25 protein-coding genes are annotated in these 25,573 nt (G+C 67.9%); 17 read left to right on the plus strand and 8 right to left on the minus strand.

Annotated elements, in window-relative coordinates; genetic code table 11:
- Positions 1-51: 51 nt before the first annotated feature.
- The gene (gene gorA, locus VARPA_RS28140) at positions 52-1,410 is read left to right on the plus strand and encodes a glutathione-disulfide reductase (RefSeq protein WP_013543984.1); all 1,359 of its coding nucleotides are present in this window, start codon (positions 52-54) and stop codon (positions 1,408-1,410) included.
- On the opposite strand, the gene VARPA_RS28145 is transcribed toward gorA, so the two are convergent.
- On the minus strand, positions 1,407-2,312 hold the full coding sequence (locus tag VARPA_RS28145; protein ID WP_013543985.1) for a ketopantoate reductase family protein: 906 nt from the start codon (positions 2,310-2,312) through the stop codon (positions 1,407-1,409). The genes gorA and VARPA_RS28145 overlap by 4 nt on opposite strands.
- 61 nt (positions 2,313-2,373) lie before the next feature.
- Between VARPA_RS28145 and VARPA_RS28150 the strand changes: the two genes are divergently transcribed.
- The gene (locus VARPA_RS28150) at positions 2,374-3,891 is read left to right on the plus strand and encodes an AMP nucleosidase (RefSeq protein WP_013543986.1); all 1,518 of its coding nucleotides are present in this window, start codon (positions 2,374-2,376) and stop codon (positions 3,889-3,891) included.
- A gap of 111 nt (positions 3,892-4,002) precedes the next feature.
- A complete protein-coding gene (locus tag VARPA_RS28155; protein WP_013543987.1) occupies positions 4,003-5,016 on the plus strand; it encodes a Bug family tripartite tricarboxylate transporter substrate binding protein in 1,014 nt (337 codons plus the stop codon).
- Between the two features lie 9 nt (positions 5,017-5,025).
- Here VARPA_RS28155 and VARPA_RS28160 read toward each other — a convergent pair whose 3' ends face one another.
- On the minus strand, positions 5,026-5,721 hold the full coding sequence (locus VARPA_RS28160; RefSeq protein ID WP_013543988.1) for an ArsR/SmtB family transcription factor: 696 nt from the start codon (positions 5,719-5,721) through the stop codon (positions 5,026-5,028).
- A gap of 83 nt (positions 5,722-5,804) precedes the next feature.
- Between VARPA_RS28160 and VARPA_RS28165 the strand changes: the two genes are divergently transcribed.
- Positions 5,805-6,977 carry a cytochrome P450 gene (locus VARPA_RS28165; RefSeq protein WP_144299056.1) on the plus strand — a complete coding sequence of 391 codons (1,173 nt, stop codon included), beginning with the start codon at positions 5,805-5,807 and terminating at the stop codon, positions 6,975-6,977.
- 5 nt (positions 6,978-6,982) lie between these two features.
- On the opposite strand, the gene VARPA_RS28170 is transcribed toward VARPA_RS28165, so the two are convergent.
- Positions 6,983-7,954 (minus strand): pyridoxamine 5'-phosphate oxidase family protein, encoded by a 972-nt coding sequence (locus VARPA_RS28170; protein WP_013543990.1) that lies wholly within the window; start codon positions 7,952-7,954, stop codon positions 6,983-6,985.
- Complete coding sequence (locus VARPA_RS28175) at positions 7,951-8,607, minus strand: glutathione S-transferase family protein (RefSeq protein WP_013543991.1); 657 nt, start codon at positions 8,605-8,607, stop codon at positions 7,951-7,953. The genes VARPA_RS28170 and VARPA_RS28175 overlap by 4 nt, the downstream gene beginning before the upstream one ends.
- A gap of 126 nt (positions 8,608-8,733) precedes the next feature.
- Here VARPA_RS28175 and VARPA_RS28180 point away from each other — a divergent pair, with 126 nt between their 5' ends.
- On the plus strand, positions 8,734-9,624 hold the full coding sequence (locus VARPA_RS28180) for a LysR family transcriptional regulator (RefSeq protein ID WP_013543992.1): 891 nt from the start codon (positions 8,734-8,736) through the stop codon (positions 9,622-9,624).
- A 3-nt stretch (positions 9,625-9,627) separates the two neighbouring features.
- Here the strand turns inward: VARPA_RS28180 and VARPA_RS28185 are convergent, their stop codons facing one another.
- Positions 9,628-10,320, minus strand: a complete 693-nt coding sequence (locus VARPA_RS28185) for a hypothetical protein (RefSeq protein ID WP_013543993.1) — start codon at positions 10,318-10,320, stop codon at positions 9,628-9,630.
- Positions 10,317-11,159 carry a hypothetical protein gene (locus VARPA_RS28190; RefSeq protein ID WP_013543994.1) on the minus strand — a complete coding sequence of 281 codons (843 nt, stop codon included), beginning with the start codon at positions 11,157-11,159 and terminating at the stop codon, positions 10,317-10,319. Before VARPA_RS28190 ends, VARPA_RS28185 begins: the two co-directional genes overlap by 4 nt.
- Before the next feature lie 88 nt (positions 11,160-11,247).
- Between VARPA_RS28190 and VARPA_RS28195 the strand changes: the two genes are divergently transcribed.
- The 6 genes from VARPA_RS28195 (at position 11,248) to VARPA_RS28220 (ending at position 16,481) form a co-directional block, all read left to right on the plus strand.
- Positions 11,248-12,228, plus strand: coding sequence for an ATP-binding cassette domain-containing protein (locus VARPA_RS28195; protein ID WP_013543995.1), 981 nt, complete (start codon positions 11,248-11,250; stop codon positions 12,226-12,228).
- Between the two features lie 3 nt (positions 12,229-12,231).
- Complete coding sequence (locus VARPA_RS28200; protein WP_013543996.1) at positions 12,232-13,071, plus strand: ABC transporter permease; 840 nt, start codon at positions 12,232-12,234, stop codon at positions 13,069-13,071.
- Between the two features lie 83 nt (positions 13,072-13,154).
- Positions 13,155-13,610, plus strand: coding sequence for a MarR family winged helix-turn-helix transcriptional regulator (locus tag VARPA_RS28205; RefSeq protein ID WP_013543997.1), 456 nt, complete (start codon positions 13,155-13,157; stop codon positions 13,608-13,610).
- Positions 13,611-13,702: 92 nt separating this feature from the next.
- Positions 13,703-14,128 (plus strand): organic hydroperoxide resistance protein, encoded by a 426-nt coding sequence (locus VARPA_RS28210; RefSeq protein ID WP_013543998.1) that lies wholly within the window; start codon positions 13,703-13,705, stop codon positions 14,126-14,128.
- A gap of 168 nt (positions 14,129-14,296) precedes the next feature.
- On the plus strand, positions 14,297-15,412 hold the full coding sequence (locus tag VARPA_RS28215) for a DUF2855 family protein (protein ID WP_013543999.1): 1,116 nt from the start codon (positions 14,297-14,299) through the stop codon (positions 15,410-15,412).
- Positions 15,413-15,446: 34 nt separating this feature from the next.
- Positions 15,447-16,481 (plus strand): serine/threonine protein kinase, encoded by a 1,035-nt coding sequence (locus tag VARPA_RS28220; protein ID WP_013544000.1) that lies wholly within the window; start codon positions 15,447-15,449, stop codon positions 16,479-16,481.
- Here the strand turns inward: VARPA_RS28220 and VARPA_RS28225 are convergent.
- Positions 16,472-17,359, minus strand: a complete 888-nt coding sequence (locus VARPA_RS28225; protein WP_013544001.1) for a LysR family transcriptional regulator — start codon at positions 17,357-17,359, stop codon at positions 16,472-16,474. The genes VARPA_RS28220 and VARPA_RS28225 overlap by 10 nt on opposite strands.
- Positions 17,360-17,451: 92 nt before the next feature.
- Between VARPA_RS28225 and VARPA_RS28230 the strand changes: the two genes are divergently transcribed.
- Genes VARPA_RS28230 through VARPA_RS28240 form a run of 3 tightly spaced genes read left to right on the plus strand, consistent with a single transcriptional unit; the run spans position 17,452 to position 21,359 of the window.
- On the plus strand, positions 17,452-19,173 hold the full coding sequence (locus VARPA_RS28230) for an acyl-CoA dehydrogenase family protein (RefSeq protein WP_013544002.1): 1,722 nt from the start codon (positions 17,452-17,454) through the stop codon (positions 19,171-19,173).
- A gap of 22 nt (positions 19,174-19,195) precedes the next feature.
- Positions 19,196-20,191 carry a Bug family tripartite tricarboxylate transporter substrate binding protein gene (locus VARPA_RS28235; protein WP_013544003.1) on the plus strand — a complete coding sequence of 332 codons (996 nt, stop codon included), beginning with the start codon at positions 19,196-19,198 and terminating at the stop codon, positions 20,189-20,191.
- Between the two features lie 28 nt (positions 20,192-20,219).
- Positions 20,220-21,359: a CaiB/BaiF CoA transferase family protein gene (locus tag VARPA_RS28240; protein ID WP_013544004.1), complete on the plus strand. Its 1,140-nt coding sequence runs from the start codon at positions 20,220-20,222 to the stop codon at positions 21,357-21,359.
- On the opposite strand, the gene VARPA_RS28245 is transcribed toward VARPA_RS28240, so the two are convergent.
- Positions 21,345-22,685, minus strand: a complete 1,341-nt coding sequence (locus VARPA_RS28245; protein WP_013544005.1) for a UDP-glucose dehydrogenase family protein — start codon at positions 22,683-22,685, stop codon at positions 21,345-21,347. The two genes, VARPA_RS28240 and VARPA_RS28245, sit on opposite strands and share 15 nt — an antisense overlap.
- Positions 22,686-22,793: 108 nt before the next feature.
- Here VARPA_RS28245 and VARPA_RS28250 point away from each other — a divergent pair, with 108 nt between their 5' ends.
- From VARPA_RS28250 to VARPA_RS28260, 3 genes are read left to right on the plus strand one after another with little or no spacing between them, the layout of a single operon-like run.
- Positions 22,794-23,825 carry a glycosyltransferase gene (locus VARPA_RS28250; RefSeq protein WP_013544006.1) on the plus strand — a complete coding sequence of 344 codons (1,032 nt, stop codon included), beginning with the start codon at positions 22,794-22,796 and terminating at the stop codon, positions 23,823-23,825.
- A complete protein-coding gene (locus tag VARPA_RS28255; RefSeq protein WP_013544007.1) occupies positions 23,822-24,820 on the plus strand; it encodes a hypothetical protein in 999 nt (332 codons plus the stop codon). The genes VARPA_RS28250 and VARPA_RS28255 overlap by 4 nt, the downstream gene beginning before the upstream one ends.
- Positions 24,810-25,571: a hypothetical protein gene (locus VARPA_RS28260; protein ID WP_013544008.1), complete on the plus strand. Its 762-nt coding sequence runs from the start codon at positions 24,810-24,812 to the stop codon at positions 25,569-25,571. The genes VARPA_RS28255 and VARPA_RS28260 overlap by 11 nt, the downstream gene beginning before the upstream one ends.
- Positions 25,572-25,573: the final 2 nt, after the last annotated feature.

The following is a 25,573-nucleotide window of genomic DNA, read 5'->3' on the forward strand; positions in this document are numbered from 1 at the left end:
AAGCACTGCCATCGACCGGCCGCTACAGTCGCCCGAAAGGAGCTTCTTCTCATGCCCACATTCGACTTCGACCTCTTCGTCATCGGCGGCGGCAGCGGCGGCGTTCGCGCCGCGCGCATGGCGGCACAGACGGGCGCCCGCGTTGGCTTGGCCGAAGCCGCCGACCTTGGCGGCACCTGCGTCAACGTGGGCTGCATCCCGAAGAAGCTCTACAGCTATTCGGCCGGCTATGCCGAATCCTTCGAGGAAGCCGCGGGCTACGGCTGGAAGCTTCCCGCCGAGCCGCAGTTCGACTGGGCGCACCTCAAGTCGCAGCGCGCCAAGGAGATCGGCCGGCTCAACGGCATCTATGCCTCGCTGCTGAAGAACTCGGGCGTCACGCTCGTCACCGGATGGGCGCAGCTGGTCGACGGCCACACGGTGGAGATCGACGGCAAGCGCCACACTGCGCGCCACCTGCTCGTGGCCACCGGCGGCACGCCCTATGTGCCGGAGATCCCGGGGCGCGAGCACATCGTGACGTCCGATGCGATGTTCGATCTCGACCCGTTCCCCAAGCGCCTGTTGGTGGTGGGCGGCGGCTACATCGCCTGCGAGTTCGCATCGATCTTCAATGGCCTGGGTTCGAAGGTGACACAACTGCACCGCCGCGCTCACCTGCTCACCGGCTTCGACGACGACGTGCGCCAGTTCCTCGCGAACGAGATGGGCAAGGCGGGGGTCGACGTGCGCCTGAACTGCGAAGCCTCGCTGATCGCGCGCGGTTCGAACGGCCTCGTCGTGACGCTTGCACGCGGTCAACAGATCGAGGCCGACACGGTGCTCTTCGCCACCGGCCGCGTTCCCAACACAGAGGGCCTTGGCCTCGAAGCGGCGGGCGTGAAGCTCGATGAGAACGGCGCGATCGCGGTCGATGCGCACTATCGCACGTCGGTACAGTCGATCTACGCGGTGGGCGATGTCTCCACGCGCGTTCAGCTCACGCCGGTGGCGCTGGCCGAGGCGATGGTGGTGGTCGATGCGTTGTTCGGCAAGGGCAAGAGGCGCATGGACTACGAGTTCATCCCGACAGCCGTATTCACCCACCCGAACATCGGCACCTGCGGCTACACCGAGCTCGACGCGCGCGCGAAGTTCGGCGAAGTCACGGTGTTCTCGAGCGAGTTCAAGTCGCTGCGCCACACGCTCTCGGGTCGCAGCGAACGCACGTTCATGAAGCTGGTGGTCGACAAGAAGAGCGACCGCGTGGTGGGCCTGCACATGGTGGGCGCGGACGCGGGCGAAGTCGTGCAGGGCTTTGCGGTGGCGATGCGCGCGGGCGCGACAAAAGCGATCTTCGACAGCACCATCGGCATCCACCCGACGGGCGCCGAAGAGTTCGTGACGATGCGCGAACCGATGCCGGGCTAGACGCCGGCCTTCTGCTGCTTGCCTTCGAGCAGCTTCACCATCACGAACAGCACGCGGTTCGCGGGCGTGGGCACGCCGAGCGCTTCGCCGCGGCGCACGACCAGGCCATTGAGGTGGTCGATTTCGCTGAGCTTGCCGCGTGCGAGGTCCTGTGCGGTGGATGAGTACTGCGAGGGCATCGACTGCGCGATGCCGCGGATCGCCGCATCGGTGTCGCCCGGGATCACAACGCCTTCGGCTGCCGCCACGGCGAGGCATTCGGCGACCACGTCGCGGATCACGTCGTTCACGCCCACGCCCTTCACGAGTTCGCCATAGGGCAGCTGCGACACCGCCGAGAGCGCGTTGTAGGCGCAGTTCAGGATCAGCTTGGCCCACAGCGAGCCGCGCACGTTGTCGGATATCTGCGTAGGCACGCCGGCGGCGATCAGATGCTCTGCCACCCGCTCGCTCGCACGTGAAGGGGCGATCACCAACTCACCGCGACCGTGGTGCTTCACATGACCGGCGCCGGCCATCTCGGTGGCCACGTAGACCACGGCCGCCGCCACTTCATTCGACAGCACCGAACGCACGCGCTCGTCGTTGTCCACGCCGTTCTGCAGCGTGAGCACCAGCGCATCGGGCGAGAGATGCGGCTTGATCTGCGCGGCGGCTGATTCGCTGTCGGTGGACTTCACGCAGAACAGCACGAGATCAGCGCCTTGCACCGCGCTCGCCTCGGTGCTCGCATCGAGGCGCACCTGCTCGTCGAAGGTCTTTGTCTCGAGCCGCAGCCCGTTCGCCTTCACCGCCTCGACGTGCGAAGGCCGCCCGATCAGCACCACCTCATGGCCCGCACGCGCCAGCATGGCGCCGTAGTAGCAGCCGACTGCGCCGGCGCCCATGACTGCAACTTTCATCGGTTCGTTTCCTTGGTTGTCCGTCCGGCTAAAGGTTAACCGCCCATTGCACAATGCCGCCATGCCCTACATGCCCACATTCGTCGCCCCCGCCCGCTTCACCGACGCCGCCGCCGCACTCGAACAGGTCAAAGCCATCTACCAGGGCGGACTCGCCCATCTGCGCGAGTCGATGCTGCGCTTCGTGGCCGGGGAGGCGCTGCCGGGCCGGGTGCGGGCCTGCTATCCGTTCGTGCGGGTGCACACGCACACGGTTTCGCGTCACACGCCGCCAGCCAATGCGGGCCTGAGCTACGGCTTCGTCGCCGGGCCGGGCCGCTACGAGACCACGCTGACGCGGCCCGATCTCTTCTCGCGCTACTACCTCGACCAGTTCCGCCTGCTGCTGGAGAACCACCAGGTGGAGCTCGAGGTCGGCACCAGCACGCAGCCGATTCCGATTCACTTCTCGTTCGCCGAGAACGACCACATCGAAGGCACGATGAGCGAGGACCGCCGCGCGCTGATGCGCGACGTGTTCGACCTGCCCGACCTGGGCGTGATGGACGACGGCATCGCCAACGGCACCTACGAGGCGCGGGACGGCGAGGCGCAGCCGCTGTCGCTCTTCACGGCCGCGCGGGTCGACTACTCGCTGCACCGCCTGCGCCACTACACCGGCACCGCGCCCGAGTGGTTCCAGAACTTCGTGCTGTTCACCAACTACCAGTTCTACATCGACGAGTTCGTGCGCCTGGGCCACGAAGCGATGGCCGACGAGAACAGCGAATACATCGCCTTCATCGAACCGGGCAACGTGGTCACGCGCCGGCGCGGGCTGGATGCGGGCGCGAGCGCCACCTTCGGCCACCTGCTCGATGGCAGCCAGGGCACGGCACCGCCGCGGCTGCCGCAGATGCCGGCCTACCACCTGGTGCGCGAGGACTACAGCGGCATCACGATGACCAACATCGGCGTCGGCCCCGCCAATGCCAAGACCATCACCGACCACATCGCCGTGCTGCGCCCGCACGCCTGGATGATGCTGGGCCACTGCGCGGGGCTGCGCAACACGCAGCAATTGGGCGACTACGTGCTGGCGCATGCCTATGTGCGCGAGGACCATGTGCTCGATGAAGAGCTGCCGCTGTGGGTGCCGATTCCGGCGCTGTCGGAGATCCAGCTCGCGCTGGAGAAAGCCGTGGCCGACATCACGCGCTACGAAGGCCCGGACCTCAAGAAGATCATGCGCACCGGCACCGTGGCGAGCACCGACAACCGCAACTGGGAGCTTTTGCCCGGCAACCAGCCGCAGCGCCGCTTCAGCCAGAGCCGCGCGGTGGCGCTCGACATGGAGAGCGCGACCATCGCGGCCAACGGCTTCCGCTTCCGCGTGCCCTACGGCACTTTGTTGTGCGTGAGCGACAAACCACTGCACGGCGAGATCAAGCTGCCCGGCATGGCCAACCACTTCTATCGCGAGCGGGTGGAGCAGCATCTGCGCATCGGCATGCGGGCCATCGACATCCTTCGGGAAGAGGGCTCGAGCCGGCTGCACAGCCGCAAGCTGCGCAGCTTCGCGGAGGTCGCTTTCCAGTAATAGTTGGCAGCTGGAAGGCCCTTTTCAGGGTTTCTACCTAGGCGTTCATGCAGGTGTTTTGCACATTTTGCGGACATCATCCGGTTACTTTTGAGAACAATCGGAAACAAAATGCCTAGATCGTCACCTTCTGCCCTTTCCCGCCGCGATTTCAGCGCATGGGTGGCGGGCGGCGTCGCCGCTGCCTGCGCCGGCCAGGCCGCACTGCTGTGGCCCCGCTCGGCCGGTGCGGCCGAGCCGCAGCTGGTTGCCAAGTTGCGCATCGTCATTCCCGCCAACGAAGGCGGCGGCTGGGACCAGACCGGCCGCGCGCTCGGCGCGGCGCTGCTGGCCTCGGGCGCGGCGGGTGACGTGGTCTATGAAAACGTCGGCGGCAAGGGCGGCACCATCGGCCTTGCGAAGTACGTCGAGAAATACGATGCCGACCCCGACACCCTGCTGATGAGCGGCATGGTGATGGTCGGCGCGGTCGCGCTGCAGAAGCCCGCCGTCACCATGGCGCAGGTCGCCCCGGTCGCGCGACTCACCAGCGATTACGAAGTGGTAGCGGTGAAGGCCGATTCGCCCATCAAGACGCCCAAGGACCTGATCGCAGCCCTCCGCGCCGATGCGGCAAAGACCGTCATCGCGGGCGGCTCGGCCGGCGGTGTGGACCACATGTACGCCGGCATGCTGGCGCGCGTAGCCGGCAACACCGCGGGCCTCGTCTACCAGCCGTACCCCGGCGGCGCACAGGTGGTGGAGGCGCTGGAAACCGGCAAGGCGGTCGCCGGCATCTCGGGCTACAGCGAGTTCAGCGATGCGCTGGCCGGCGGCAAGCTGCGCGCGATCGGCGTGTCGTCCAAGCGTCCGTTCCTGGGCATTCCGTCGGTGCGCGAACAGGGCGTGGACGCCGACCTCGCGAACTGGCGCGGCGTGCTCACCGGCAAGAAGGTGCCCGCCGAACGGCGCGCCGTGCTGCTGGAAGCCGTGCGCCGCGCGACCGGTGCCGATGTCTGGCAGAAGACCATCAAGCGCAACAACTGGGATGCGTACTGGATGGCCGGCAAGGATTTCGAGAGCTTCCTCGAACTCGACCTGGCGATGGCCGGGCCGATGATCTACCTGTTGAAACTCAAGGCCTGAAGACAGCCCTCAGGCGAACAGCTCCGGCATCTCGCGCTGCGCCTTGGGCGTGAGCGCGAGTTCGCGCCCGTCGAGCTCTTGCCGCACCCAGCCGCGGCGCAGCGACAGCTGCAGCCACGCGGCACCCAGCGCACCGCCCAGATGCGGACGGCGCTCGCTCCAGTCGAGGCACGCGCAGGCAAAGCGCCGGCGCGAACGGCGCACCGCATCGACTTCGACCCCCAGGCTTTCGAGCGCGATCGCGCCTTCGGGCGTGAGTTCGTACGAGCCGCTCTGCAGCCCGCTGAGCCAGCCTTGCGCATGCAGCCGGTCGTGCAGCGCGACGCCGGCCGTGCCGGCCATGTGGTCGTAGCAGGTGCGCGCGGCGCGCAGGCGGCTCGGCGTGTTCGGTTTGAACTCGACCGTGCGGGGCGCGCCGGCCACGACCATCAGGCTTTCGAGCGCGGCTGCGACGTTGTCGTCCGCAAGCCTGAAGTAGCGGTGCTTGCCCTGCACGAGCACTTCGACCAATCGCTCTTCCTTCAGGCGTGCGAGGTGCGCGCTGGCGGTGGAGGCGGCCACCTCGGCGACGGTGGCGAGCTCGGTCGCGGTGCGCGCGTGGCCGTCCATCAGGCAGTTGAGCATGCGGGCGCGCGCCGGCTCGGCGATGGCGCCGGCGAGGCGGGCCAATTGGAGATCTGCGTTGGCGTTCGAGGTCGTGTCCATGCGGCCATCGTAAAACGCTGCGGCAATCCACACTTCGTTCGCGGGCGAAGTGTGGCGGCGGCGGCGATTGCACACTGCGCGCCATGAACACAAGCCCCACTTCTCTCGTCGACATGCCTGTCGATCCGGTCGCGGCCGTCATGCACGCGGACCCTTATCCCTTCTATGCGCAACTGCGCGCAGGCCCGCCGCTCATGTGGAACGAGAAGATGCGCGTGTGGGTCGCGAGCCGCGCGGACGTCATCGAATCGGTGCTGCTCGCGCACGGCGCGCTGCGTGTGCGGCCCGCCGCCGAACCGGTTCCACGCGCCATCGCCGGTAGTCCGGCCGGCGAGGTGTTCGGCCATCTGGTGCGCATGAACGATGGCGCTGCGCACCAGGGGCATCGACCCGCGTTGCAGCGCGCGCTGGCCGGGCTGGACCTGAATGCCGTGCACACAGCGGCCTTGCGGGTTGCGCGCGACGTGCCGATGGCGCCTTTGTCGGACGCGTTGTTTTCGATGCCCATGCAGGCGGTCGCGCAGTTACTCGGTTTTGCAGATGAAGCGCTGCCGCAGGTGGACCGCTGGATGCGCGATTTCGTCGCCTGCCTGTCGCCGCTGTCGACGGCGGACCAGTTGCAGGCGGCGAGCGCTGCCGCGGGCGAACTGATGACGCGCTTCGAGCTGCTGACCGCGAGTGCGCCTCCTCGCAACGGCACGCTGCTCGCGGCCGTGCTGGCCGAGAGCGGTGCCGGCACGCCGCTCTCGCGCTCCCTGCTCGCCAACCTCGTCGGCCTGCTCTCGCAGACCTGCGATGCGACGGCCGGCCTGCTGGGAAACAGCCTCATCGCACTGATGCGCGAACCTTCATTGCGCCAGGCTGCGTGCACCCGCGACGGACTGCAGGCCATCGTGGATGAGACGGCGCGGCACGATCCTTCGGTTCACAACACGCGCCGCTTCGCGATCGAGCCCATCACCATCGCAGGCACGCCGCTGGCGGCGGGCGATGCGGTGCTGCTGGTGCTGGCCGCTGCCAACCGCGACCCGGCTTTCAACCCCGAGCCGGACCGCTTCCAGCTGGTGCGCGAACGGCGCCGCATGCTCGGCTTCGGCCACGGCATGCACGCCTGCCCGGGCCAGGCGCTGGCCTGCACGCTGGCGGCTGCGGGGCTCGACGCGCTGCTGAACCGCCAGCCCGATCTCGACGCGATCCGCGCGCGCGGCTGGAGCTATCGCCCTTCGGCCAACGCGCGCATCCCGGTCTTCCACTGAGGGGTTCAGCCGCGCGCGGTGGCCCAGTGCCCCGTGCCCGCAAGGTGCGGCGACAGTTGCGCATCACCCCAGCGCAGCGGTAGCGCGGCCGGCCGGCGCAAGGCGTGCTCGACATGCAGGCGCAGCAGACGCTCGGCGCCTTCGAACTCGGCAAGCTCGGGACCGTCCAGCACGATCTCCGCGGTCGCCACCACATGGAGCAGCTCGCCGTTGTCGTAGTCGATGAACAGCAGGCCCGCGCGCGGATGAGCGAGCAGGTTGCCGAGCGTGTTGAAGAAACGGTTGCCGTTGAAATCGGGCACGGTCAGCACACCGCCTTCGTCGACGCGAACGAAGCCGGGCCGCCCGCCGCGGTGCGACACATCGACACCGTGCGACCTGGCATCGGCTTCGTCGCCCGCGGCTGCCGCCTCCGGGTAGGCCGTGGCGATGAACAGCGTGTCGGCGCTGCCGATGAGCCGCTCGGCAGCGAGGTCGAGCCTGTCGAGCCATTGCACCGGCGCGCTGTCCGTTCGCGCAGCCGCGAACACCGGCTCGCGCGCCTGGATGTACCGCGGGCAATTGCCGAAGCTCTGTTGCACCTCGAGCATGAAGCCCGTCGCATCGAGCGATTCGACCGTGCCGTTCATGCGGTTGCGCCGCCGCGTGTGCGGCTCGATGCCCAGCAGGCCGAGCGGAGCGCCTTGTGCAAGCTGGCCCGCGAGCGGATCGCCGGCCGCGGGCACCGCATCGACGCGCAGGTGGGTCGCATCGGGCGAATGCGCGAAGCCCGCGGGCGCTGCGAGCACGCTGGCCCAGGGCTGCAGGTTCGCATCGAGGCTGCCGACCACGACGAACGGCAGTTGCGCGAAGAATTCGCGGTGCTGGTCGGGCATGTAGTCGCGGATGACGCGCGGCCCTGCGAACGCCATCTGCTCGCGCGAGCCGGCCTGCATTTGCAAAGCGCGCTCGCCGGCGTGGAAAGGTGCCGAGATCATGCGACCCCCGCAAGCCCGACCTGCGTGCGCACCATCGGCACGAAACCGGGCAAGGCTTCAACGCGCGCGAGCCATTCGCGCACTTGTGGATAGGCTTCGAGCGACACGCGGCCTTCGGGTGCATGCGCCACGTAGGCGTAGTTCGAGATGTCGGCGAGCGTGGCTTCGGGGCCGGCGAGGAAGGGTTGGCGTTCGAGGTGAATTTCCATCACCGCGAGCAGCGCATGCGAACGCGTCACCGTCTCGGTCGGATCGACCGCAAGACCGAACAGCGCCATGACGCGCGCGGCCGCCGGGCCATAGGCCAGCGGACCCGCAGCCACCGAGAACCAGCGCTGCACCCGCGCCGCACCCACCGCGTCCTGCGGCATCCAGCGCGAAGGGTCGGCCGAATAGCGCGCATTGAGGTAGACGAGGATCGCGTTGGAATCGGCCAGCGTGACGTCACCGTCCTCGATCACCGGCACCTGGCCGAACGGGTTGCGCGCCAGGAATTCGGGCGTGCGGTTGTCGCGCTGCTTCAGGTCGAGCTCGATCACCTCGAAGGGCAGGCCGAGCATCGAGAGGAACAGGCGCACGCGGTGCACGTGGCCCGAGATGGCGCTGCCGTAGAGCTTGATGGGTTGCGCGGGGCGGGTGTCGATGGCGTTCATGAAAAGTCCTTTGCAGTGTCGAGACGAGGGCCGGGGTTGGCGTGTTCCCGATTCTTCTCTCTTGCATCCGATGAATGAATAGCCATTTTTGTATTTGACTGCTGCGTTTTCCGGTTTAATCGCGGCATGGACCGCTTCAAAGCCATGCAGACCTTCGTGCAGATTGCCGATCAAGGCAGCATGACCCGCGCCGCCGAGTCGCTGGGTACCTCGCTGCCCGCGGTGGTGCGTTCATTGGCCGCGCTCGAGGCGCACCTGGGCGTGCGCCTTTTTCATCGCACCACCCGCCGCCTGTCGCTCACCGAAGAGGGCCGCCACTACCTGCCGAGCGCGCGCGAGGTGCTGCTCGCGGCCGACGCCGCCGACCGCGCGCTCAACGCCGAGGCGCGCGAGCCGGCGGGCCAGCTCACCATCACCGCGCCGGTGCTGTTCGGCCACATGTACGTGGCGCCGGCCATCACCCGCTTCATGAAGCGCTACGACAAGGTGCGCTGCAGCGTGCTGCTGTACGACCGCGCGGTGAACCTGCTGGAGGAGAACATCGACGTCGGCATCCGCATCAGCCCGCTGGAAGATTCGTCGCTCGTGGCGCAGACGCTGGGCACCATCCGGCGCGTGGTGGCGGTGAGCCCCGACTACCTCGCGCGCCACGGCACGCCGCAGCATCCGCGCGAGCTGAACGGCGCACCGTGCGTGCGCGGCCGCATCGATGCGCCACCGCAATGGCAGTTCCACGAGGCCGGTAAGACGATCAGCGTGACGCCGAGCAACCGGCTGGAGTTCAACCACCTCGCGCCCGCTGTCGAGGCCTGCGCCGCGGGCATGGGCTTCGGCATCTTCTTCTCGTACCAGGTGCTGCCCTACGTGGCGCAGGGGCGCCTGGCGATCGTGCTCGAGGACTTCGAGCCCCCGCCGCGGCCGGTGAGCGTGATCTACCCGAATGCGCGGCTGCTGCCGGCCCGCACGCGGGCTTTCATCGACTGGATGAAGACGGAGTTCAGCGGCTTGCGGATGTAGCCGTCATTGCGCAACAGCGGGCGCGGGTGCCGGGAGCGGCTTGCCTTCGCACAGCGCCGCGGCATCGGTCGCCATGCTGCGCACCGCCTCTTCCATGCCGAGGTTCAGCACCGACATGAACTCGCCATTGCCGCTCGCCCAGTTGGTGCGCGTGCCCATGCCGTGATAGAGGCGCGTGACCACTTCGCCGCCGGGCAGCCGGTAGCTCACCTTCAGCACCACATGCGAGACGAGGTTGAGCCCCGCGGACCACGCATGGGCCAGACGCAACGCGACCACCGCCGAGACCTGCGGGGGACCGGTGGCCGCAGCGGGCGCGCCGACGATGGGCTGGTAGCCATAGCGCTGGGTCGACAGCAACGCATTGCGCGTCCACATGCCCGCATCGCCGCTGCGCAGCGACTCCACCGCCCTCGGCGTGGCATGCACCGTCGGCATCATCAAGGTGAGGTTGCCGACGTAGACCTGGTTGTTGCGGGCATCCTCGATGGCCGGCAGGTAGAGCTTGCAGCCCTGCGGCACACGAAGGGTTTCCACCGGCGGACCGTTGGGACGCTGCTCCGCCTCCGGCGCCTGCTGGTAGACCATGTCGAGCGGCTCCGTTTCGGTGACCGCCTGCGCGAGGCCGGGCATGGCGCAGAGCGCGAACAAGAAGGCCGCTGCCAGGCCAGTGCGAGGTTGCGAGGGTCGCTTCATGGCGCGGCCGTCCGGACCGAATACATCGCGTTGTCCTGGTCGCGAAATGCGACGCGGCCGGGCTGCTCGTCGAAGCCTTGTCCACCCAGCGTCAACCACGTGCCGTTGACGTTGAACCGCACCGTGCGGATCGCGCCGGAGCGCGCACCGGCGAGATCCAGCCCCACCACGTGCAGCGTCTGCCGGATCGAATCGCGCATCACGGCCTTGAGCTGCTGGCCGTCGTTGGCGCCCAGCCGCCGAACGACGGTGGCGCGCGCACCGCCGCTGACCGGTGTCTGGTAGATCGTCGCGGAACGGTACGAGGGCTCCTTGTTGCCGTCCTGCCAGAGCAGTGCCGTGGTGCGCGTGGTGAAGGCGCCCAGCCCGGGCTCCAGCATGTACTGCAGCAACAGCACGAGGTAGGCGGGGCCGGATTTGGTGGCTGCGATGCGGGCGTTCTGCTCGGCCTTCGGCGGCATGCCCGCAAGCACTTGCGAGGAGGCGATCTTCAGCGGGAATGCATTGGGCGTATTCAGCACCTCGCCGAGGGCGAGGCCGGCCTCGACCCGGTAGTCGTAGTCGAGCAGGGGGCCGACGATGGCACCGACCTCCGCGCTCATTTCCTTTTGCCGCACCTGCTGCACCGAAGAGTCGATCAGCGCGCCGATCAGGCCGCCGCCCGTGGCCTCGCTCAGGCCGGGCGCCTGCGCGGAGAACATGAAGCTCTCTTGCGCGACGACCACCCGCACATCGACCTCCTGGACCTTTGCCCGGTCCGCCGCCGCGAGCGGCCGGTGGAATTGCGCGCAGGCGCCGAGCAGCAGCACGACCGACAGCGCCAACAGAAAACGCAGCATCTTGGGATCTTTCCTGGCGGTATTCGCCGGGCGTCGATTGTGCCGGGAGTTGCGCCGAACCCGCGCCGCTTGTCCATCGGTTGAAGCGATGGCGGCGCGCGCCGCAGGCCTGCGCCAGAATGGCCGCGTGCCATCCTCTTCTTCCACCCCTCCCCTCTTCCACGCCAGCCACTTGCGCAAGCGCTACGGCGACACCACGGTCGTGGACGACCTGTCGTTCGAGATCGCGCCGGGTGAATGCCTCGGCGTGATCGGCCCCAACGGCGCCGGCAAGACCACCACCATCCGCATGTGCCTGGGCCTCACCGCGCCCGACGGCGGCGAGATCTCGGCGCTCGGTTTGCAGATGCCGCGAGACGCGCTCGCCATCAAGGCGCAGCTGGGCGTGGTCACGCAGTTCGACACGCTCGACCCCGACTTCAGCTGCGCCGAGAACCTCGTGGTGTACGGCCGCTACTTCGGATTCAGCAAGGCAGAGGTGCGCGCTCGCGTGCCGCAGTTGCTGGAGTTCGCGGCGCTCTCGCACAAGGCCGATGCGAAGCCGGGCGAGCTCTCGGGCGGCATGCGCCGGCGGCTGTCGCTGGCGCGTGCGCTGGTGAACGACCCCAGGTTGCTGCTGCTCGACGAACCGACCACCGGGCTCGACCCGCAGGCGCGCCACCTGATGTGGGAGCGGCTGCAGGTGCTGCTGCAGCAGGGCAAGTCGATCCTGTTGACGACGCACTTCATGGATGAGGCCGAGCGCCTGTGTTCGCGCCTTCTGGTGCTCGACCACGGCCGCAAGATCGCCGAAGGCAAGCCGCGCGACCTGATCGCCGAGCACCTGGAGCCCGATGTGGTCGAGGTGTATGGCAACGGTGCGCTGTCGCTGGCCGAGTCGCCCGAACTCAAGGCAATGGCGGCACGCGTCGAAGTGAGCGGGGAGACGGTGTTCTTCTACACGCAGGACGCGCGGCGGCTGCTCGACGCGCTCACGCGGCACGGCGGCCTGCGCACCTTCCATCGCCCCGCGAATCTCGAAGACCTTTTCCTGAAGCTCACCGGGCGGCAGATCCGCGAGGACAGCTAGACCATGAACACGACGACTGCAACGACAACGACAACGACGAACGTCACGACGCCCTCGCCCTGGCGCGCACCCGAGATCTCTCTGCGCTGGTGGCCCGTGTTCCTGCGCAACCTGCTCGTATGGCGCAAGCTCGCGATACCAAGCCTCATCGGCAACATCGCCGAGCCGCTGATCTGGCTCGTGGCCTTCGGCTACGGCATGGGTGCGCTGGTGGGACAGGTGGCGGTGGACGGCGTGAAGGTGCCCTACATCCTGTTCCTGGCCAGCGGCTCGATCTGCATGAGCGCGATGAATGCGGCGAGTTTCGAGGCGCTGTATTCGGCGTTCTCGCGCATGCATGTGCAGAAGACCTGGGACGGCATCATGAATGCGCCGGTCGGGCTCGATGACATCGTGATGGCCGAGATGCTGTGGGCCGCGTTCAAGTCGATCTTCACCGTGACTGCGATCCTGTTCGTGATGCTCGGCCTCGGCATCAGCCACAGCCCGAAGTTGATCGTCGCTTGGCTGGTGCTCATCGGCGCGGGCATCACCTTCTCGTCGATCGCGCTGATCTTCAATGCGCTCGCCAAGGGCTACGACTTCTTCACCTACTACTTCACGCTGTTCATGACGCCGATGATGTTCCTGAGCGGCGTGTTCTTTCCGCTGGAACAACTGCCCTCGGCGGTAAAGGCGGTGGCCGCATGGCTGCCGCTGACCAATGCAGTCGCATTGGTGCGGCCGCTCTTCATGGACCAGTGGCCGACTGACTGGTGGCTGCATGCGGGCGTGCTCGCGGTGTATGCGGTCGTGGCGTTCTGGATCGCGCTGGCACTGACGCGCAAGCGCTTCAAGGCCTGAAGCCTCCCGGCTGAATGCATCCTCGAAACGGATGCTTTCAAATTACATTGCACACAATTCAATTGCTCGCTAGAATTCGTGCCATGCGTTCCACCACCGTCTCCGCCGACGAAATGCTCAAGCTGGACAACCAGCTGTGTTTCGCCGTGTACTCCGCCTCGTTGGCGATGACCCGGCTCTACAAGCCGGTGCTGGAAAAGCTGCAGCTCACCTACCCCCAATACCTCGTCATGCTGGCCCTCTGGGAACAAGACGGATTGATGGTCTCCGAACTCGGCGAGCGCCTCTCGCTCGACTCCGGCACGCTCACCCCGCTGCTCAAGCGGCTCGAAGCCAACGGCTACGTGGCCCGGGTGCGCGACGTGGCCGACGAGCGCCGCGTGCACATCACGCTCACCGCCGCCGGCCGCAAGTTGAAGACCCGCGCCGCCAGCGTTCCCGGCTGCCTCATGGCCGCCACCGAATGCTCGGTGCCCGAACTCATCTCGCTCACTCAGCAGATCCAGACCCTGCGCGACCGCGTCAAGAAGGCGGCCTGACCGACAACGTTTTTTCTTTCTCCCCGCTTCGATCAAAGACGAGAGAAGCATTTTTTCACCTGTCCCCTCCCTCCATCATCAAAGGAATCACCATGACCACCAAGCTCGACAAAGTGCTCTACACCGCAGAAGCCCACACCGTCGGCGGCCGTGACGGCGCAGGCAAGTCCAGCGACGGCGCGATCGACGTCAAGCTCAGCTCGCCCGGTTCGGGCAAGCCCGGCACCAACCCCGAGCAGCTGTTCGCGGTCGGCTATGCCGCCTGCTTCATCGGTGCGATGAAGGCTGTCGGCCCGAAGATCAGCGTGAAGGTGCCTGACGACGTGTCCATCGACTCGAAGGTTTCCCTCGGCCCGACGAACGGCGGAGCTGCCTACGGCATCTCGGTGCAACTCGCGATCACGCTGCCCGGCCTTGACGCTGAACAGAAGCAGAAGCTGGTCGACACCGCTCACCAGGTCTGCCCGTACTCGAACGCTACCCGCGGCAACATCGACGTCGAATTGACGATCGTCTGATTTCGCCATCGGCGAAGCAACAAGGCGCCCCGGCCACAAGCCGGGGCGCTTTTTTCATGGCCGGCGTTGTCTCACGGGCGACGCGGAGAGGGACAACGCGATAGCGCCTTTCATCAAGCTTGGCTAACGTGGCCGCACGCCCTTCAACGCACCGTGGAGATCGACCCCATGAGCACCACCAGCCTTCTCGTCCGCAAGGACAACCTTCCCACCACGCGCCTGCACACCGCCACCGACCAGCCATTGGCCGACGGCCAGGTGCGCGTGCGCATCGACAGCTTTGCGCTCACCTCCAACAACATCACCTACGCCGCGTTCGGCGATGCAATGAGCTACTGGCAGTTCTTCCCCTCCGAGGAAGAAGGCTGGGGCTCGATCCCCGTGTGGGGTTTCGCGAGCGTCGTGCAATCGCTGCACCCCGGCGTGGCGGTGGGCGAGCGGCTCTACGGCTACTGGCCGATGGCATCGAGCGCGGTGCTGAGCCCCGACCGGCTCTCGCCCGGCCGCTTCACCGATGCGGCGGCGCACCGCGCCGAGCTGCCCGCGGTCTACAACCAGTACTTCCGCTGCAACGCCGATCCGCTCTACACCACCGACACCGAAGACCTGCAGGCTCTGCTGCGCCCGCTGTTCATCACCTCGTGGCTGATCGATGACTTCATGGCCGACAACGACTTCTTCGGCGCCACGACCATGCTGCTGTCGAGCGCATCGAGCAAGACGGCCTACGGCACCGCCTTCCAGCTGCACCAGCGCAAGGGCATCGAGGTGATCGGCCTCACCTCGCCCGGCAACGTGGCCTTCTGCGAGAGCCTGGGCTGCTACCACCGCGTGGTGACCTACGACGCGCTCGACAGCATCGCGGCCGACACGCCCAGCGTGTACGTTGACTTCGCGGGCAATGCGGGGCTGCGCAACGCCATCCACACGCGATTCGCGAACCTCAGGTACAGCTGCTCGATCGGCGGTACGCATGTGGAACAGCTCTCGGCCAAGGGCGCGGGCAAGGACCTGCCGGGTCCGCGCGCCACGCTGTTCTTCGCGCCGGCGCAAATCAAGAAACGCACCGCCGAGTGGGGCGCGGACGAATTCGGCCGGCGCATGGTTTCGGCCTGGCGCAGCTTCCTCGCCACGGTGACCGACGCCAGCAACCCCTGGCTGCACGCCGAGCAGCACCGCGGCGGCGAGGCGGTGCAGGCCGCATATGCGCAGGTGCTGGCCGGCAAGGGCGACCCGCGCACCGGGCATATCCTTTCGCTTTACAAACAACCCGGCGCTTTGTAATGGCGGCCTGAGCGGGGGTGGCGACAATCGCTGCATGACCCTTTCCCCCGCAGCGCCCGCCAACACCCATCCCTATGAGAGCCTCACGCCCGACGTGGTGCTCGACGCGCTCGCGACGCTCGGACTGCACGGCGACGGCCGGCTCACCGGCCTGAACTCCTATGAAAACCGGGTCTACCAAGTGTTCCTGGAAGACCGCAGTGCCGTGGTGGTGAAGTTCTACCGCCCCGAACGCTGGACCGAAGCCGAGATCCTCGAAGAGCACGGCTTCTCGCTCGAACTGGCCGCCGGCGAAGTGCCGGCCGTGCCGCCGCTGGTGTTCGACGGCAAGACCCTGCACCACCACGCGGGCTTCGCGTTCAGCGTGAGCCCCTACCGCGGCGGCCGCGCGCCCGAACTCGACAACTTCGAAGTGCTCGAATGGGTCGGCCGGTTCCTCGCGCGCATCCACACCGTGGGCAGCGCCAAGCCCTTCGAGGCCCGCCCCGCGCTCGACCTGCAGACCTTCGGCCTCGACTCGCGCGACTGGCTGCTGGAGAACGACAAGATCCCGCTCGACATGCAGCGCGACTGGGAAAAGATGTGCAACGAGGCGCTGGACATGGTCCGCGCGACCGCCCTCGCGCTGCAACCGCCGGCCTCCGACTTCAAGCCGCGCAAGCTGCGCCTGCACGGCGACGTGCACCCCGGCAACATCCTGTGGACGCCCACCGACCGCCCCGGCGGCGGCCCGCACTTCGTCGATCTGGACGACGCGCGCACCGGCTTTGCGGTCCAGGATTTGTGGATGCTGCTCTCGGGCGACCGCGCGCAGCGCACCTCGCAGCTGTCGGGCTTGCTCGACGGCTACGAGCAGTTCCGCGAATTCGACCGCCGCGAACTCGCGCTGATCGAACCGTTGCGCACGCTGCGGCTCATCCACTACAGCGCATGGCTCGCGCGGCGCTGGGAAGACCCGATCTTCCCGATCAACTTCCCGTGGTTCGGCTCGAGCGACTACTGGAAGGGTCAGATCCTCGTGCTGGAAGACCAGTGCGAGCAGATGGCCGAAGAACCCCTCTACGCCTGACCCGCGGTTTCCGCGACGCCCTGCAGCAGCCGCTCGACCAGCACATTGGGCGGCCCGCTGCGCCAGACACCGTAAGACTCCGACTGCACCACCGGCCGATCGAGCGGCCTGAAGACCGCGCCGCGCAGCGCCGAGTTGCGCATCGCCTGCGGCACCAGCGCGACGCCCATGCCTTGCGACACCAAGGACACGACGGCCAGCCAGTGACGCACTTCATGCCGCACCTCGGGCAGGAAGCCCGCATCCGCGCAGATCGACAGGATGCGCTCGTGATAGTCGGGTGAAGCCTCGCGCGAGAACAGCACGAAGGGCTGATCACGCAGGTCGCCCGGCGCCAGCACCTTCTTGCGTGCGAGCGGGTGCCCCACGGGCAGGCAGCACACGAAAGGCTCGGACAGCAGCAGGCGGTGATGCAGCTCGGGCGGCATGCGGCTCGCGTGGACGAAGCCCAGGTCGAGCCGGTCGTGCAGCAGTTCCGAGATCTGCACGCCCGAGTTGAGTTCGTTCAGCGTGATGCGAACCGCCGGGTGCTTCGCCTGGAATGCGCGCAGCGCGGGCGGCAATCCGCGATAGAGCATCGCTCCGACGAAGCCGATGCGCAGCCGCCCCGCCGAACCGCTTGCCACATCGCGCGCCTCGGTCGCCGCCTCTTCCGCCTGCTGCAGCAAGCGCCGCGCCGAAATGCGCAGTGCCTCGCCCGCGTGCGTGAGCCGCACCTCCTTGCTGTTGCGCTCGAAGAGCCGCGCGCCCACCGAGTCCTCGAGCTGGCGGATCGCGACGGACAGCGGCGGCTGCGAAATCGACAGGCGCCGCGCGGCGCGCCCGAAGTGCAGTTCCTCGGCCAGCACGGAAAAGTAGCGCAGGTGTCGCAGTTCCATGAATAGGCAAATCGAATCGAACAAGACCAATTCGATATTAGACACAGATCATCATGGGTTCAACAATGCGGCGAACCCAGGAGACAAAACGCATGCCTGAAAACGCCGCACCTGCCGCGCTGCCCACCGCGCACGCCCATCCGATTCCCGACCGCCACGGCCAGAACCTCTTCACCGCCGACACCGCGCTGCACGACCTGCTCGCGCTCTATCTGCCCGACGACCTGCGCGCCCACATGCAGCCGCATTTCGAACGCCTGGGCGGCCTCGCGGGCGGCCAGCTCGACGAGCTGGCTGGCACCGCCGACCGCAACCCGCCCACGCTGAAGCAGCGCACCCGCACTGGCCTGGACGAGCAGAAGGTCGTCAAGCACCCGGCGTATGTGGAGATGGAACGCCTCGCGCTCCGCGAGTTCGGCCTGGCTGCCATCTCGCACCGCGACGAAACGCTGGGCTGGAAAGGCAAGATGCCGCCGCTCGTCAAGTACGTGCTGACCTACCTCTTCGTGCAGGCCGAGTTCGGCCTGTGCTGCCCGGTCTCGATGACCGACTCGCTCACGCGCACGCTCAAGAAATTCGGCGACCCCGAACTGGTCGCGCGCTTCCTGCCACGCCTGACCTCGCTCGATTTCGACGAGCTCGCACAGGGCGCGATGTTCATGACCGAGCAGGCCGCGGGCTCCGACATCGCGGCCACCGCGACGATGGCCCGGCGCGAAGCCGACGGCAGCTGGCGCATCACGGGCGACAAGTGGTTCTGCTCGAACCCCGACGCCGATTTCGCGATGGTGCTCGCGCGCGCCGAAGACGGCGCGGCGGGCATGAAGGGCGTGTCGCTCTTCCTGCTTCCACGGCAGCTGGAGGACGGCAGCCTCAACCACTACCGGATCATTCGCCTGAAGGACAAGCTGGGCACGCGCTCGATGGCCAGCGGCGAGATCCGGCTCGAAGGCGCGGTCGCGTACCTCGTGGGCGAAGAAGGCCGCGGCTTCGTGCAGATGGCCGACATGGTGAACAACTCGCGCCTGTCGAACGGCGTGCGCGCCGCGGGCCTCATGCGCCGCGCGGTGGCCGAGGCCGAGTACATCGCCGCCGAGCGCCGCGCCTTCGGCCGCACGCTCGACCAGATGCCGCTGATGCAGCGCCAGCTCGACAAGCTGCGCCTGCCCGCGGAGCAGGCGCGCACGATGGTGTGCCAGACCGCGCTCGCGCTCGCGCGCTCCGACGCCGGCGAGCCCGATGCGTATGCGCTGCTGCGCATCCTCACGCCGCTCATCAAGTTCCGCGCCTGCCGCGATGCGCGAAAGGTGACGGGCGATGCGATGGAAGTGCGCGGCGGCTGCGGCTACATCGAGGAGTGGAGCGATCCGCGCCTCGTGCGCGATGCGCACCTGGGCTCGATCTGGGAAGGCACGAGCAACATCGTGGCGCTGGACGTGATCCGCGCGGTGAAGCGCGAAGGCTCGCTGCCGGTGCTGCGCGCGCACTGCGAGAAGCTGCTCGGAGATGCCGCGCTGGCGCCTGCGTTTGCGAAGGCCCTGCGCGATGCACTCGCACGCGCCGCGGCGCTGGCCGAGACCGCCGCGCGAGAAGGCGGCGACGTGCTCGCGCGCCAGGCCGCATCGGCGCTCTACCACTGCACGAGCAGCATCGCGATGGCATGGGAGGCATCTCACAGCGGTTCATCCCCGCGCCTGCGCTGGGCGCAACTGGTGCTGCTGCATCGCGTGCTGCCGCGCGATCCGCTCGCCCCCGATGCAATGCCCGCGGACTGGAACAGCACCGCGACGCGCACCGCAGAAATCACAGCTTGATTCAAAAGAACGGAGACATACCTTGCGACACCTCACCCACCTCACCCGCCTCTTCGCCGCGGCCACCGCCTGCACCGCACTGCTGAGCGCAGCACCCGCCGCCCAGGCCCAAGGCCCTTTCCCCTCCAAGCCATTGACGCTGGTCGTGCCCTTCCCACCGGGCGGCCCGACCGACGCCATGGCCCGCACGCTTGCCGCCGAGATGAAGGACCGCCTCGGCCAACCCATGATCGTGGAGAACCGCGCGGGCGCGGGCGGCAACATCGGCGCCGAATACGTGGCGCGCGCAGAAGCCGACGGCCACACGCTGCTGTTCGGCACCTCGGGGCCGCTCGCCATCAACGCGAGCCTCTACCGCAAGATCAACTACGACCCGGTCAAGAGCTACGCACCGGTGATCCAGGTCGGCTACCTGCCGAACATCCTGGTGGTGAACCCCGCGCTGCCGGTGAAGACCGTGCCCGAACTCGTCGCGTATGCCAAGGCCAACGCGGGCAAGCTGAGCTATGCGTCGTCGGGCAACGGCGCTTCGTCGCATCTTGCGGGCGTGCTCTTCAACTCGGTGGCCGGCACCGACCTGCAGCACATTCCCTACAAGGGCACGGGCCCGGCGCTCAACGACCTGTTGGGCAACCAAGTCAGCATGACCTTCACCGACATCCTCACCGCGCTGCCGTACGTGAAGGCCGGCAAGCTGCGCGCGCTGGGTGTGGCGACGGTCGCGCGCTCGCAGGCGCTGCCCGACGTGCCGACGATCTCGGAGCAGGGCTACAAGGGCTACGACGTGAGCGTGTTCTTCGGCATCGTCGCGCCGGCCGGCACGCCCGCGGACCGCGTCGCCAAGCTCAACCATGCGTTCGCCGAAGTGCTGAACTCGCCGAAGGTCAAGCAGATGTTCGCGGCGCAAGGGCTCGAAGCCTCGGCCGATACCTCGCCGCAGAAGCTCGGCCAGTTCATAGTGAGCGAATCGGCCAAGTGGAAGGACGTCGTGAAGAAGTCCGGCGCGCAGCTCGATTGATGATGGATGACGAAGGCACTGGACTGAAATGACATCACCCCAAGGCGCCCTCGCGGGCATCCGCGTCCTCGACATCTCGCGCATCCTCGGCGGCCCGTATTGCGGCCAGATCCTCGGCGACCACGGCGCCGACGTACTCAAGGTCGAGCCGCCGCAGGGCGACGACACGCGCACCTGGGGCCCGCCGTTCAAGGAAGGCGTGGCCTCGTACTACCACGGCCTCAACCGCAACAAGCGCGTGCAGCACCTGGACTTCTCGACCGTGGAAGGCCGCGAGGCGCTGCTCGCGCTGGTGGCCGAGGCCGACGTGCTGATCGAAAACTTCAAGACCGGGACGATGGAGCGCTGGGGCATCGGCTACGAGGCGCTGTCGCAGCGGTTTCCGCGCCTCGTGTGGTGCCGCGTTTCGGGCTTCGGCGCCGATGGTCCGCTGGGCGCGCTGCCCGGCTACGACGCGGCGGTGCAGGCGATGACCGGCATCATGAGCATCAATGGCGAAGCCGATGGCGGGCCGCTGCGCGTGGGCCTGCCGGTGGTCGACATGGTGACGGGCCTGAACGCCGTCATCGGCGTGCTGCTCGCGCTGCAGGAGCGCAACCGCAGTGGCCGTGGGCAATTCGTGGAAGCGGCGCTGTACGACAGCGGCCTCTCGCTGCTGCATCCGCATGCGGCCAACTGGTTCATGGACGGCACGGCGCCGCGCCGCACGGGCAACGCGCATCCCAACATCTATCCCTACGACGCGCTGGCCACGGGCACCGATCCGGTGTTCGTCGCGGTGGGCAACGACCGCCAGTTCGCAAGCCTGTGCCGCTGCATCGGCCTGCCCGAACTAGCGGACGATCCGCTCTATCGCACGGCCGGTGCGCGCTCGGTGCACCGCGATGGGCTCAAGCAGCGGCTCGAAGCGGCGATGGCGGCTTTCGACGGACGCGCGTTGGTCGACCAGTTGATGGCCGCTGGTGTGCCCGCCGCGCCCGTGCTGCCCGTGGCCGATGCGTTGCAGCATCCGCACACGCTGCACCGCGAGATGGTGGTGGAGATGCCCGGCGGCTACCGCGGCATCGGCGCGCCTGTGAAGCTGAGCCGCACGCCGGCGAGCTATCGCCATGCGCCGCTGACGCCGGGCGACGCGTTCCTGCCAACGGACGATTCAGCGCAGCACTGAACGCCCGCGGCCGATGCCGTAGTAGGCGATGCCGGCGGCTTCGACTTCGGCGGCGTCGTAGATGTTGCGGCCGTCGAAGATCGCGGGCGTCTTCAGCGTGCTCGCGATGCGCGCGAAATCGGGGCGACGGAACACCGGCCATTCGGTCACCAGCGCCAAAACGTCGGCGCCTTCCAGCGCGTCTTCGGGCGTGTCGCACCAGCGCACATCGCTGCGCTCGCCGACGATGGCGCGCGCATTCGGCATTGCCGCCGGGTCGTGCACCTGCACGCGTGCGCCCGCTGCCCACAAGCGCTCCAGCAGCACCAGGCTCGGCGCATCGCGCATGTCGTCGGTGTCGGGCTTGAAGGCCAGGCCCCAAAGCGCGATGGTCTTGTGCGCGATGTCGCCTTCGAAGTGGTGCGTCATCAGGTCGAACAGCCGGCCCTTCTGCTCATGGTTCGCCGCCTCGACAGCCGAGAGGATGCGCAACACCTGCCCATCGCGATCGGCTGCATGCCGAAGCGCCCGCACATCCTTCGCCAGGCACGAGCCGCCGTAGCCCGCGCCGGCCTGCAGGAAGTCGGGGCCGATGCGCCGGTCCGAACCGATGCCGCGCCGCACCATCTCGATGTCGGCCCCCGCATGCCCGGCCACGCGCGCCATTTCGTTCATGAAGCTGATGCGGGTGGCGAGCATCGCGTTGGCGGCGTACTTGGTGAGTTCGGCCGAACGCCGGTCCATCACCAGCAGTTGCTTCGCGGGGTCTGTGACGAAGGGCGCGTAGAGCTGCGTCAACAGGTCGATGGCCGCGGGATCGGCAGCACCGATCACGACGCGGTCGGGCTGCCGGCAGTCGCGCACGGCCGAGCCTTCGCGCAGGAACTCGGGGTTCACCGCCACCGCGATGCGATGCACCGCACCGCGTTGCGAAAGCTCGTCGCGCAGCACGGCCTCGACCTGCTCCGCGGTGCCGACCGGCGCGGTGGACTTGCAGACGACCACGGCGTCGCGATCGCGGTGTTGCCCGACGCTGCGCGCCACGGCCATCACGTGCTGCAGGTCGACCTCGCCCTCGGCATCGGCCGGTGTGTTGACCACGATGAAGAGCACGTCGCCATGCAGGCTCGCCGCGCACTCGTCGGCCGTGAAACGCAATCGTCCCGCGGCAAGCCCTTCTGCGACCAGCGCCTCCAAGCCCGGCTCGTGCAACGGCATCTGCCCCTGCTGCAAGCCTTCGATGCGGCTCGCATCGGCGTCTGCACACAGCACCTCGTGCCCGGCTTCGGCCATGCAGGCGGCGAAGCTGAGGCCCACATAACCGGCGCCGAAGATGGCGAGCTTCATGCGCAAACCCCTTCCCGTACCCCTTGCTTAAGGCACTGGCAGCAGCGGCGGTTGTGAGATAAAAGCAGGATGCAAGCCTTCAAAACAATGTCCGGACAGGAAAATTCGATGATGCCCGATCAAGTTGCCGCGCGTTGCGCACTGGTCCTGGAGACCAACAACCTGCGCGGCGGAGCGGATGCCGAAGCCGCCGCAAGCACCAGCCTGCAGCGCCTCGTCGCCCTGCTGGCGAAGCAGCAGGTGCCGCTCTCGGCCCTGGCCCAGGTGGTCATCACGCACGACGGGCTGAGCGCCGCATCGTGCGAAGCCGTCACTGCGCTGGCGGGCCGGCCCATCGACTTCGTGCGCATCGACGCCGCCACCGGCTACTACGACGCCAAGAACGTCGGCTTCGCGGCCACCGATGCGGCGCGCTGCGACCATGTGGTGTTCGCCGATGCCGACTGCCTGCCCGCCGACGACTGGCTGCTGCAGATGCTCATGCCCTTCACGCGCGGCGCCGATGCGCCCGCGGTGGTGGCCGGCCGCACGAGCTACGCGGCCAACATCGTCGGCACCGCGCTCACGACCATCGACTTCATGTACTTCCCCAACGCCGATCACGCGGGCGCCACGAGCAACTTCTACGCGAACAACGTGGCCTTCCGCCGCGAGGTGTTCGAGCAGCACAGCTACCAGGCGCTCGACGGCGTGTACCGCGCACACTGCCAGGTGCTGGGCATGCGCCTGAAGGCCGCCAACGTGCCCATCCACTACGCGGCCGCAGCGCACACCGAGCACCGCCTGCCCGACACGCGCGCCGAGGCGCTCAAGCTGCGATGGATGCGCGGGCAGGACACGTACTCGCTCACACCGCACCTCTTGCGCAGCTACGTCTCGGCGCGCTGGCAATGGCTGGCGAAGAGCGGGCCGATCGGGCCGCTGTGCGTGCTGTTCACGCGGCTCGGGTTCAGCGTGCGCGCGCTCAACCACCAAGACCTGCCTCCGCTGCGCGGCCTGCGCTGGCTCGCGGGCGTGGCGTTGATCGTGGGCTTCTCGGCCATCGACATGCTGGGCGCCTTCGCGCGCGGCATCGGCCTGCACACGACCGGCCGCACCAACGCGGATGCGCAAGCGCTTTCCTACCATCGCCCGACATGAACAAGAAAAACATCCTCAGCCTTCTCGTGCTGGCCAGCGCATGCGTCACAGCCGGTGCCGCCGACTTCACCGGCCGCGGCATCTTCAACTTCAAGTCCGACAGCGGCTGCCCCTTCTCCGCGCTCGCGGGCCCCGCCAACGAGTGCAACCGCCTTGCACTGGACGATGCAGACACGCGCGCCGCGCTCGACAGCGCCGCGCACACCATCCGCTTCGCCAACCCGCGCATCTACGGCGAGAAGACCATCGTGGGCGATGTGCTGCTGCAGGGCTCGGGGCAGTCGCGCAGCAATGGCCAGCGCGTGCCATTGACCTTCCATGCGCTCCTGAGCCGCTCGGGCAACGAGTGGTCGGTGAGCAGCCATGCGCACTCGCCCATCGGCGGCGAGTTCGGCGACATCAAGATCGATCCGTACCAGGTCGTGGTGATCGAGGGCACCGCCGAGCGCGTCGTGTTCACGCCGGCGCAAATCAGCGAGACGCTTTCCAAGCCTTCCATCGCCGCGCGCCTCGCCAACGAGATCGTGCAGGTGCAGGACAACCGCACGGGCGGCGCCACCGATGCGGACATCACCGTCGGCCTGGGCTTGAGCCGCGCCTCCAAGTCGGTGGCGCGTGCGCGTTTCCGCGCGCCATCGGCCAAGGGCAGCGAACTCTCCGAAGCGATGCGGCAAGGCAACTGGTCGCTCGAACTGCAGGCGCTGAGCGGGCAGATCCCGCGTCAGGTGGTGCAGCGCGACCTCTTCCTCTACGGCCTCGAATCGCAGTCGCTGCTGCAGCCGTTGATGCAGCGCGGCTTCAAGAAGAACGAGAAGCTGGTGCTCGGCGCCGCGGGCGGCAAGGGCTATGTGCGATACGACGGCCAGCAGCGCGAGTTCGCCGGTGCCGACGCAGCGGCGCGCGCGTTCCTTCAGGACAGCTTCATCGGGCTCGTGCTCGGTTGGCAGCAGCAGCAACCACAGCAGGCCCCGGTGGCCAAGGCCAATGGACGCTGACGCCGCATCGCCGAGCACTCCATTCGACTGCCTCGCGCCGCCGCAGTTGCGCGGCTGGCCGGCGCTGCAGGCGCGGCTGGTGCATCACATCAAGCGCGCCGCCTTGCGCCAGATGCATGCGAGCCGCGCCGGTGAAGTGATGTTGTTGCGTCTCTACCTCGTCGGCGAGGAATCGTCCGAGCAGGCGCTGCAGCGCGAGCTGCGCACGAGCGCCCCCGAATGGCTCACACGCCAGCTCGACCAGCATCTGGCCGACGAGCAGTTGCATGCGCGCCTCTTCGCCGATGCCATCGTCGAGCGCGGCGGCACCGCGCAGGCGGCTGCATCGCCCGAAGAAGCGCCGCAGCCCGACTGGCTGAGCCAGCGCAAGCTCGCACGCTGGCAGCGCCTCATCCAGCGCCATGCGCCGCACTTCGCGCACGGCGGTCTCGTGCCGGCCTATGCCATTGGCCTTGCCGCCGAGCAGATGGCCTCGCGCATCCTGCAGCGCCATTGCGCGCTGATCGGCCCGCAGCACGCGCTGCACCCCTTGCTCACGCGCGTGCTCGCCGATGAAGACCGCCACATCCGCCTGTGCAGCCACACGCTGCAGCGCTGCGTGGCGCCGCACGAAGAAGCCAGGCTCGCGCAGTTGATGCACGAGGTGCGTGACACCGAGCGCGGCTTCGGCATCACCAGCGCGCTGGGCATGTACGTCGCGGGTCTGGCCTTGCGCTTGCGCCCCGGCCGTGCGCGGCCGGTCGCAGCCTGAGT

Origin of the sequence: Variovorax paradoxus EPS (assembly GCF_000184745.1) — a bacterium.
Lineage (GTDB): Bacteria > Pseudomonadota > Gammaproteobacteria > Burkholderiales > Burkholderiaceae_C > Variovorax > Variovorax paradoxus_C.

What these genes read in the sequence shown, in the direction of transcription:
- gorA (WP_013543984.1), top strand. Translation starts at nt 52, where the DNA reads ATGCCCACATTCGACTTCGACCTCTTCGTCATCGGCGGCGGCAGCGGC.
- VARPA_RS28145 (WP_013543985.1), bottom strand. Translation starts at nt 2,312, where the DNA reads ATGAAAGTTGCAGTCATGGGCGCCGGCGCAGTCGGCTGCTACTACGGC.
- VARPA_RS28150 (WP_013543986.1), top strand. Translation starts at nt 2,374, where the DNA reads ATGCCCTACATGCCCACATTCGTCGCCCCCGCCCGCTTCACCGACGCC.
- VARPA_RS28155 (WP_013543987.1), top strand. Translation starts at nt 4,003, where the DNA reads ATGCCTAGATCGTCACCTTCTGCCCTTTCCCGCCGCGATTTCAGCGCA.
- VARPA_RS28160 (WP_013543988.1), bottom strand. Translation starts at nt 5,721, where the DNA reads ATGGACACGACCTCGAACGCCAACGCAGATCTCCAATTGGCCCGCCTC.
- VARPA_RS28165 (WP_144299056.1), top strand. Translation starts at nt 5,805, where the DNA reads ATGAACACAAGCCCCACTTCTCTCGTCGACATGCCTGTCGATCCGGTC.
- VARPA_RS28170 (WP_013543990.1), bottom strand. Translation starts at nt 7,954, where the DNA reads ATGATCTCGGCACCTTTCCACGCCGGCGAGCGCGCTTTGCAAATGCAG.
- VARPA_RS28175 (WP_013543991.1), bottom strand. Translation starts at nt 8,607, where the DNA reads ATGAACGCCATCGACACCCGCCCCGCGCAACCCATCAAGCTCTACGGC.
- VARPA_RS28180 (WP_013543992.1), top strand. Translation starts at nt 8,734, where the DNA reads ATGGACCGCTTCAAAGCCATGCAGACCTTCGTGCAGATTGCCGATCAA.
- VARPA_RS28185 (WP_013543993.1), bottom strand. Translation starts at nt 10,320, where the DNA reads ATGAAGCGACCCTCGCAACCTCGCACTGGCCTGGCAGCGGCCTTCTTG.
- VARPA_RS28190 (WP_013543994.1), bottom strand. Translation starts at nt 11,159, where the DNA reads ATGCTGCGTTTTCTGTTGGCGCTGTCGGTCGTGCTGCTGCTCGGCGCC.
- VARPA_RS28195 (WP_013543995.1), top strand. Translation starts at nt 11,248, where the DNA reads ATGGCGGCGCGCGCCGCAGGCCTGCGCCAGAATGGCCGCGTGCCATCC.
- VARPA_RS28200 (WP_013543996.1), top strand. Translation starts at nt 12,232, where the DNA reads ATGAACACGACGACTGCAACGACAACGACAACGACGAACGTCACGACG.
- VARPA_RS28205 (WP_013543997.1), top strand. Translation starts at nt 13,155, where the DNA reads ATGCGTTCCACCACCGTCTCCGCCGACGAAATGCTCAAGCTGGACAAC.
- VARPA_RS28210 (WP_013543998.1), top strand. Translation starts at nt 13,703, where the DNA reads ATGACCACCAAGCTCGACAAAGTGCTCTACACCGCAGAAGCCCACACC.
- VARPA_RS28215 (WP_013543999.1), top strand. Translation starts at nt 14,297, where the DNA reads ATGAGCACCACCAGCCTTCTCGTCCGCAAGGACAACCTTCCCACCACG.
- VARPA_RS28220 (WP_013544000.1), top strand. Translation starts at nt 15,447, where the DNA reads ATGACCCTTTCCCCCGCAGCGCCCGCCAACACCCATCCCTATGAGAGC.
- VARPA_RS28225 (WP_013544001.1), bottom strand. Translation starts at nt 17,359, where the DNA reads ATGGAACTGCGACACCTGCGCTACTTTTCCGTGCTGGCCGAGGAACTG.
- VARPA_RS28230 (WP_013544002.1), top strand. Translation starts at nt 17,452, where the DNA reads ATGCCTGAAAACGCCGCACCTGCCGCGCTGCCCACCGCGCACGCCCAT.
- VARPA_RS28240 (WP_013544004.1), top strand. Translation starts at nt 20,220, where the DNA reads ATGACATCACCCCAAGGCGCCCTCGCGGGCATCCGCGTCCTCGACATC.
- VARPA_RS28245 (WP_013544005.1), bottom strand. Translation starts at nt 22,685, where the DNA reads ATGAAGCTCGCCATCTTCGGCGCCGGTTATGTGGGCCTCAGCTTCGCC.
- VARPA_RS28250 (WP_013544006.1), top strand. Translation starts at nt 22,794, where the DNA reads ATGATGCCCGATCAAGTTGCCGCGCGTTGCGCACTGGTCCTGGAGACC.
- VARPA_RS28255 (WP_013544007.1), top strand. Translation starts at nt 23,822, where the DNA reads ATGAACAAGAAAAACATCCTCAGCCTTCTCGTGCTGGCCAGCGCATGC.
- VARPA_RS28260 (WP_013544008.1), top strand. Translation starts at nt 24,810, where the DNA reads ATGGACGCTGACGCCGCATCGCCGAGCACTCCATTCGACTGCCTCGCG.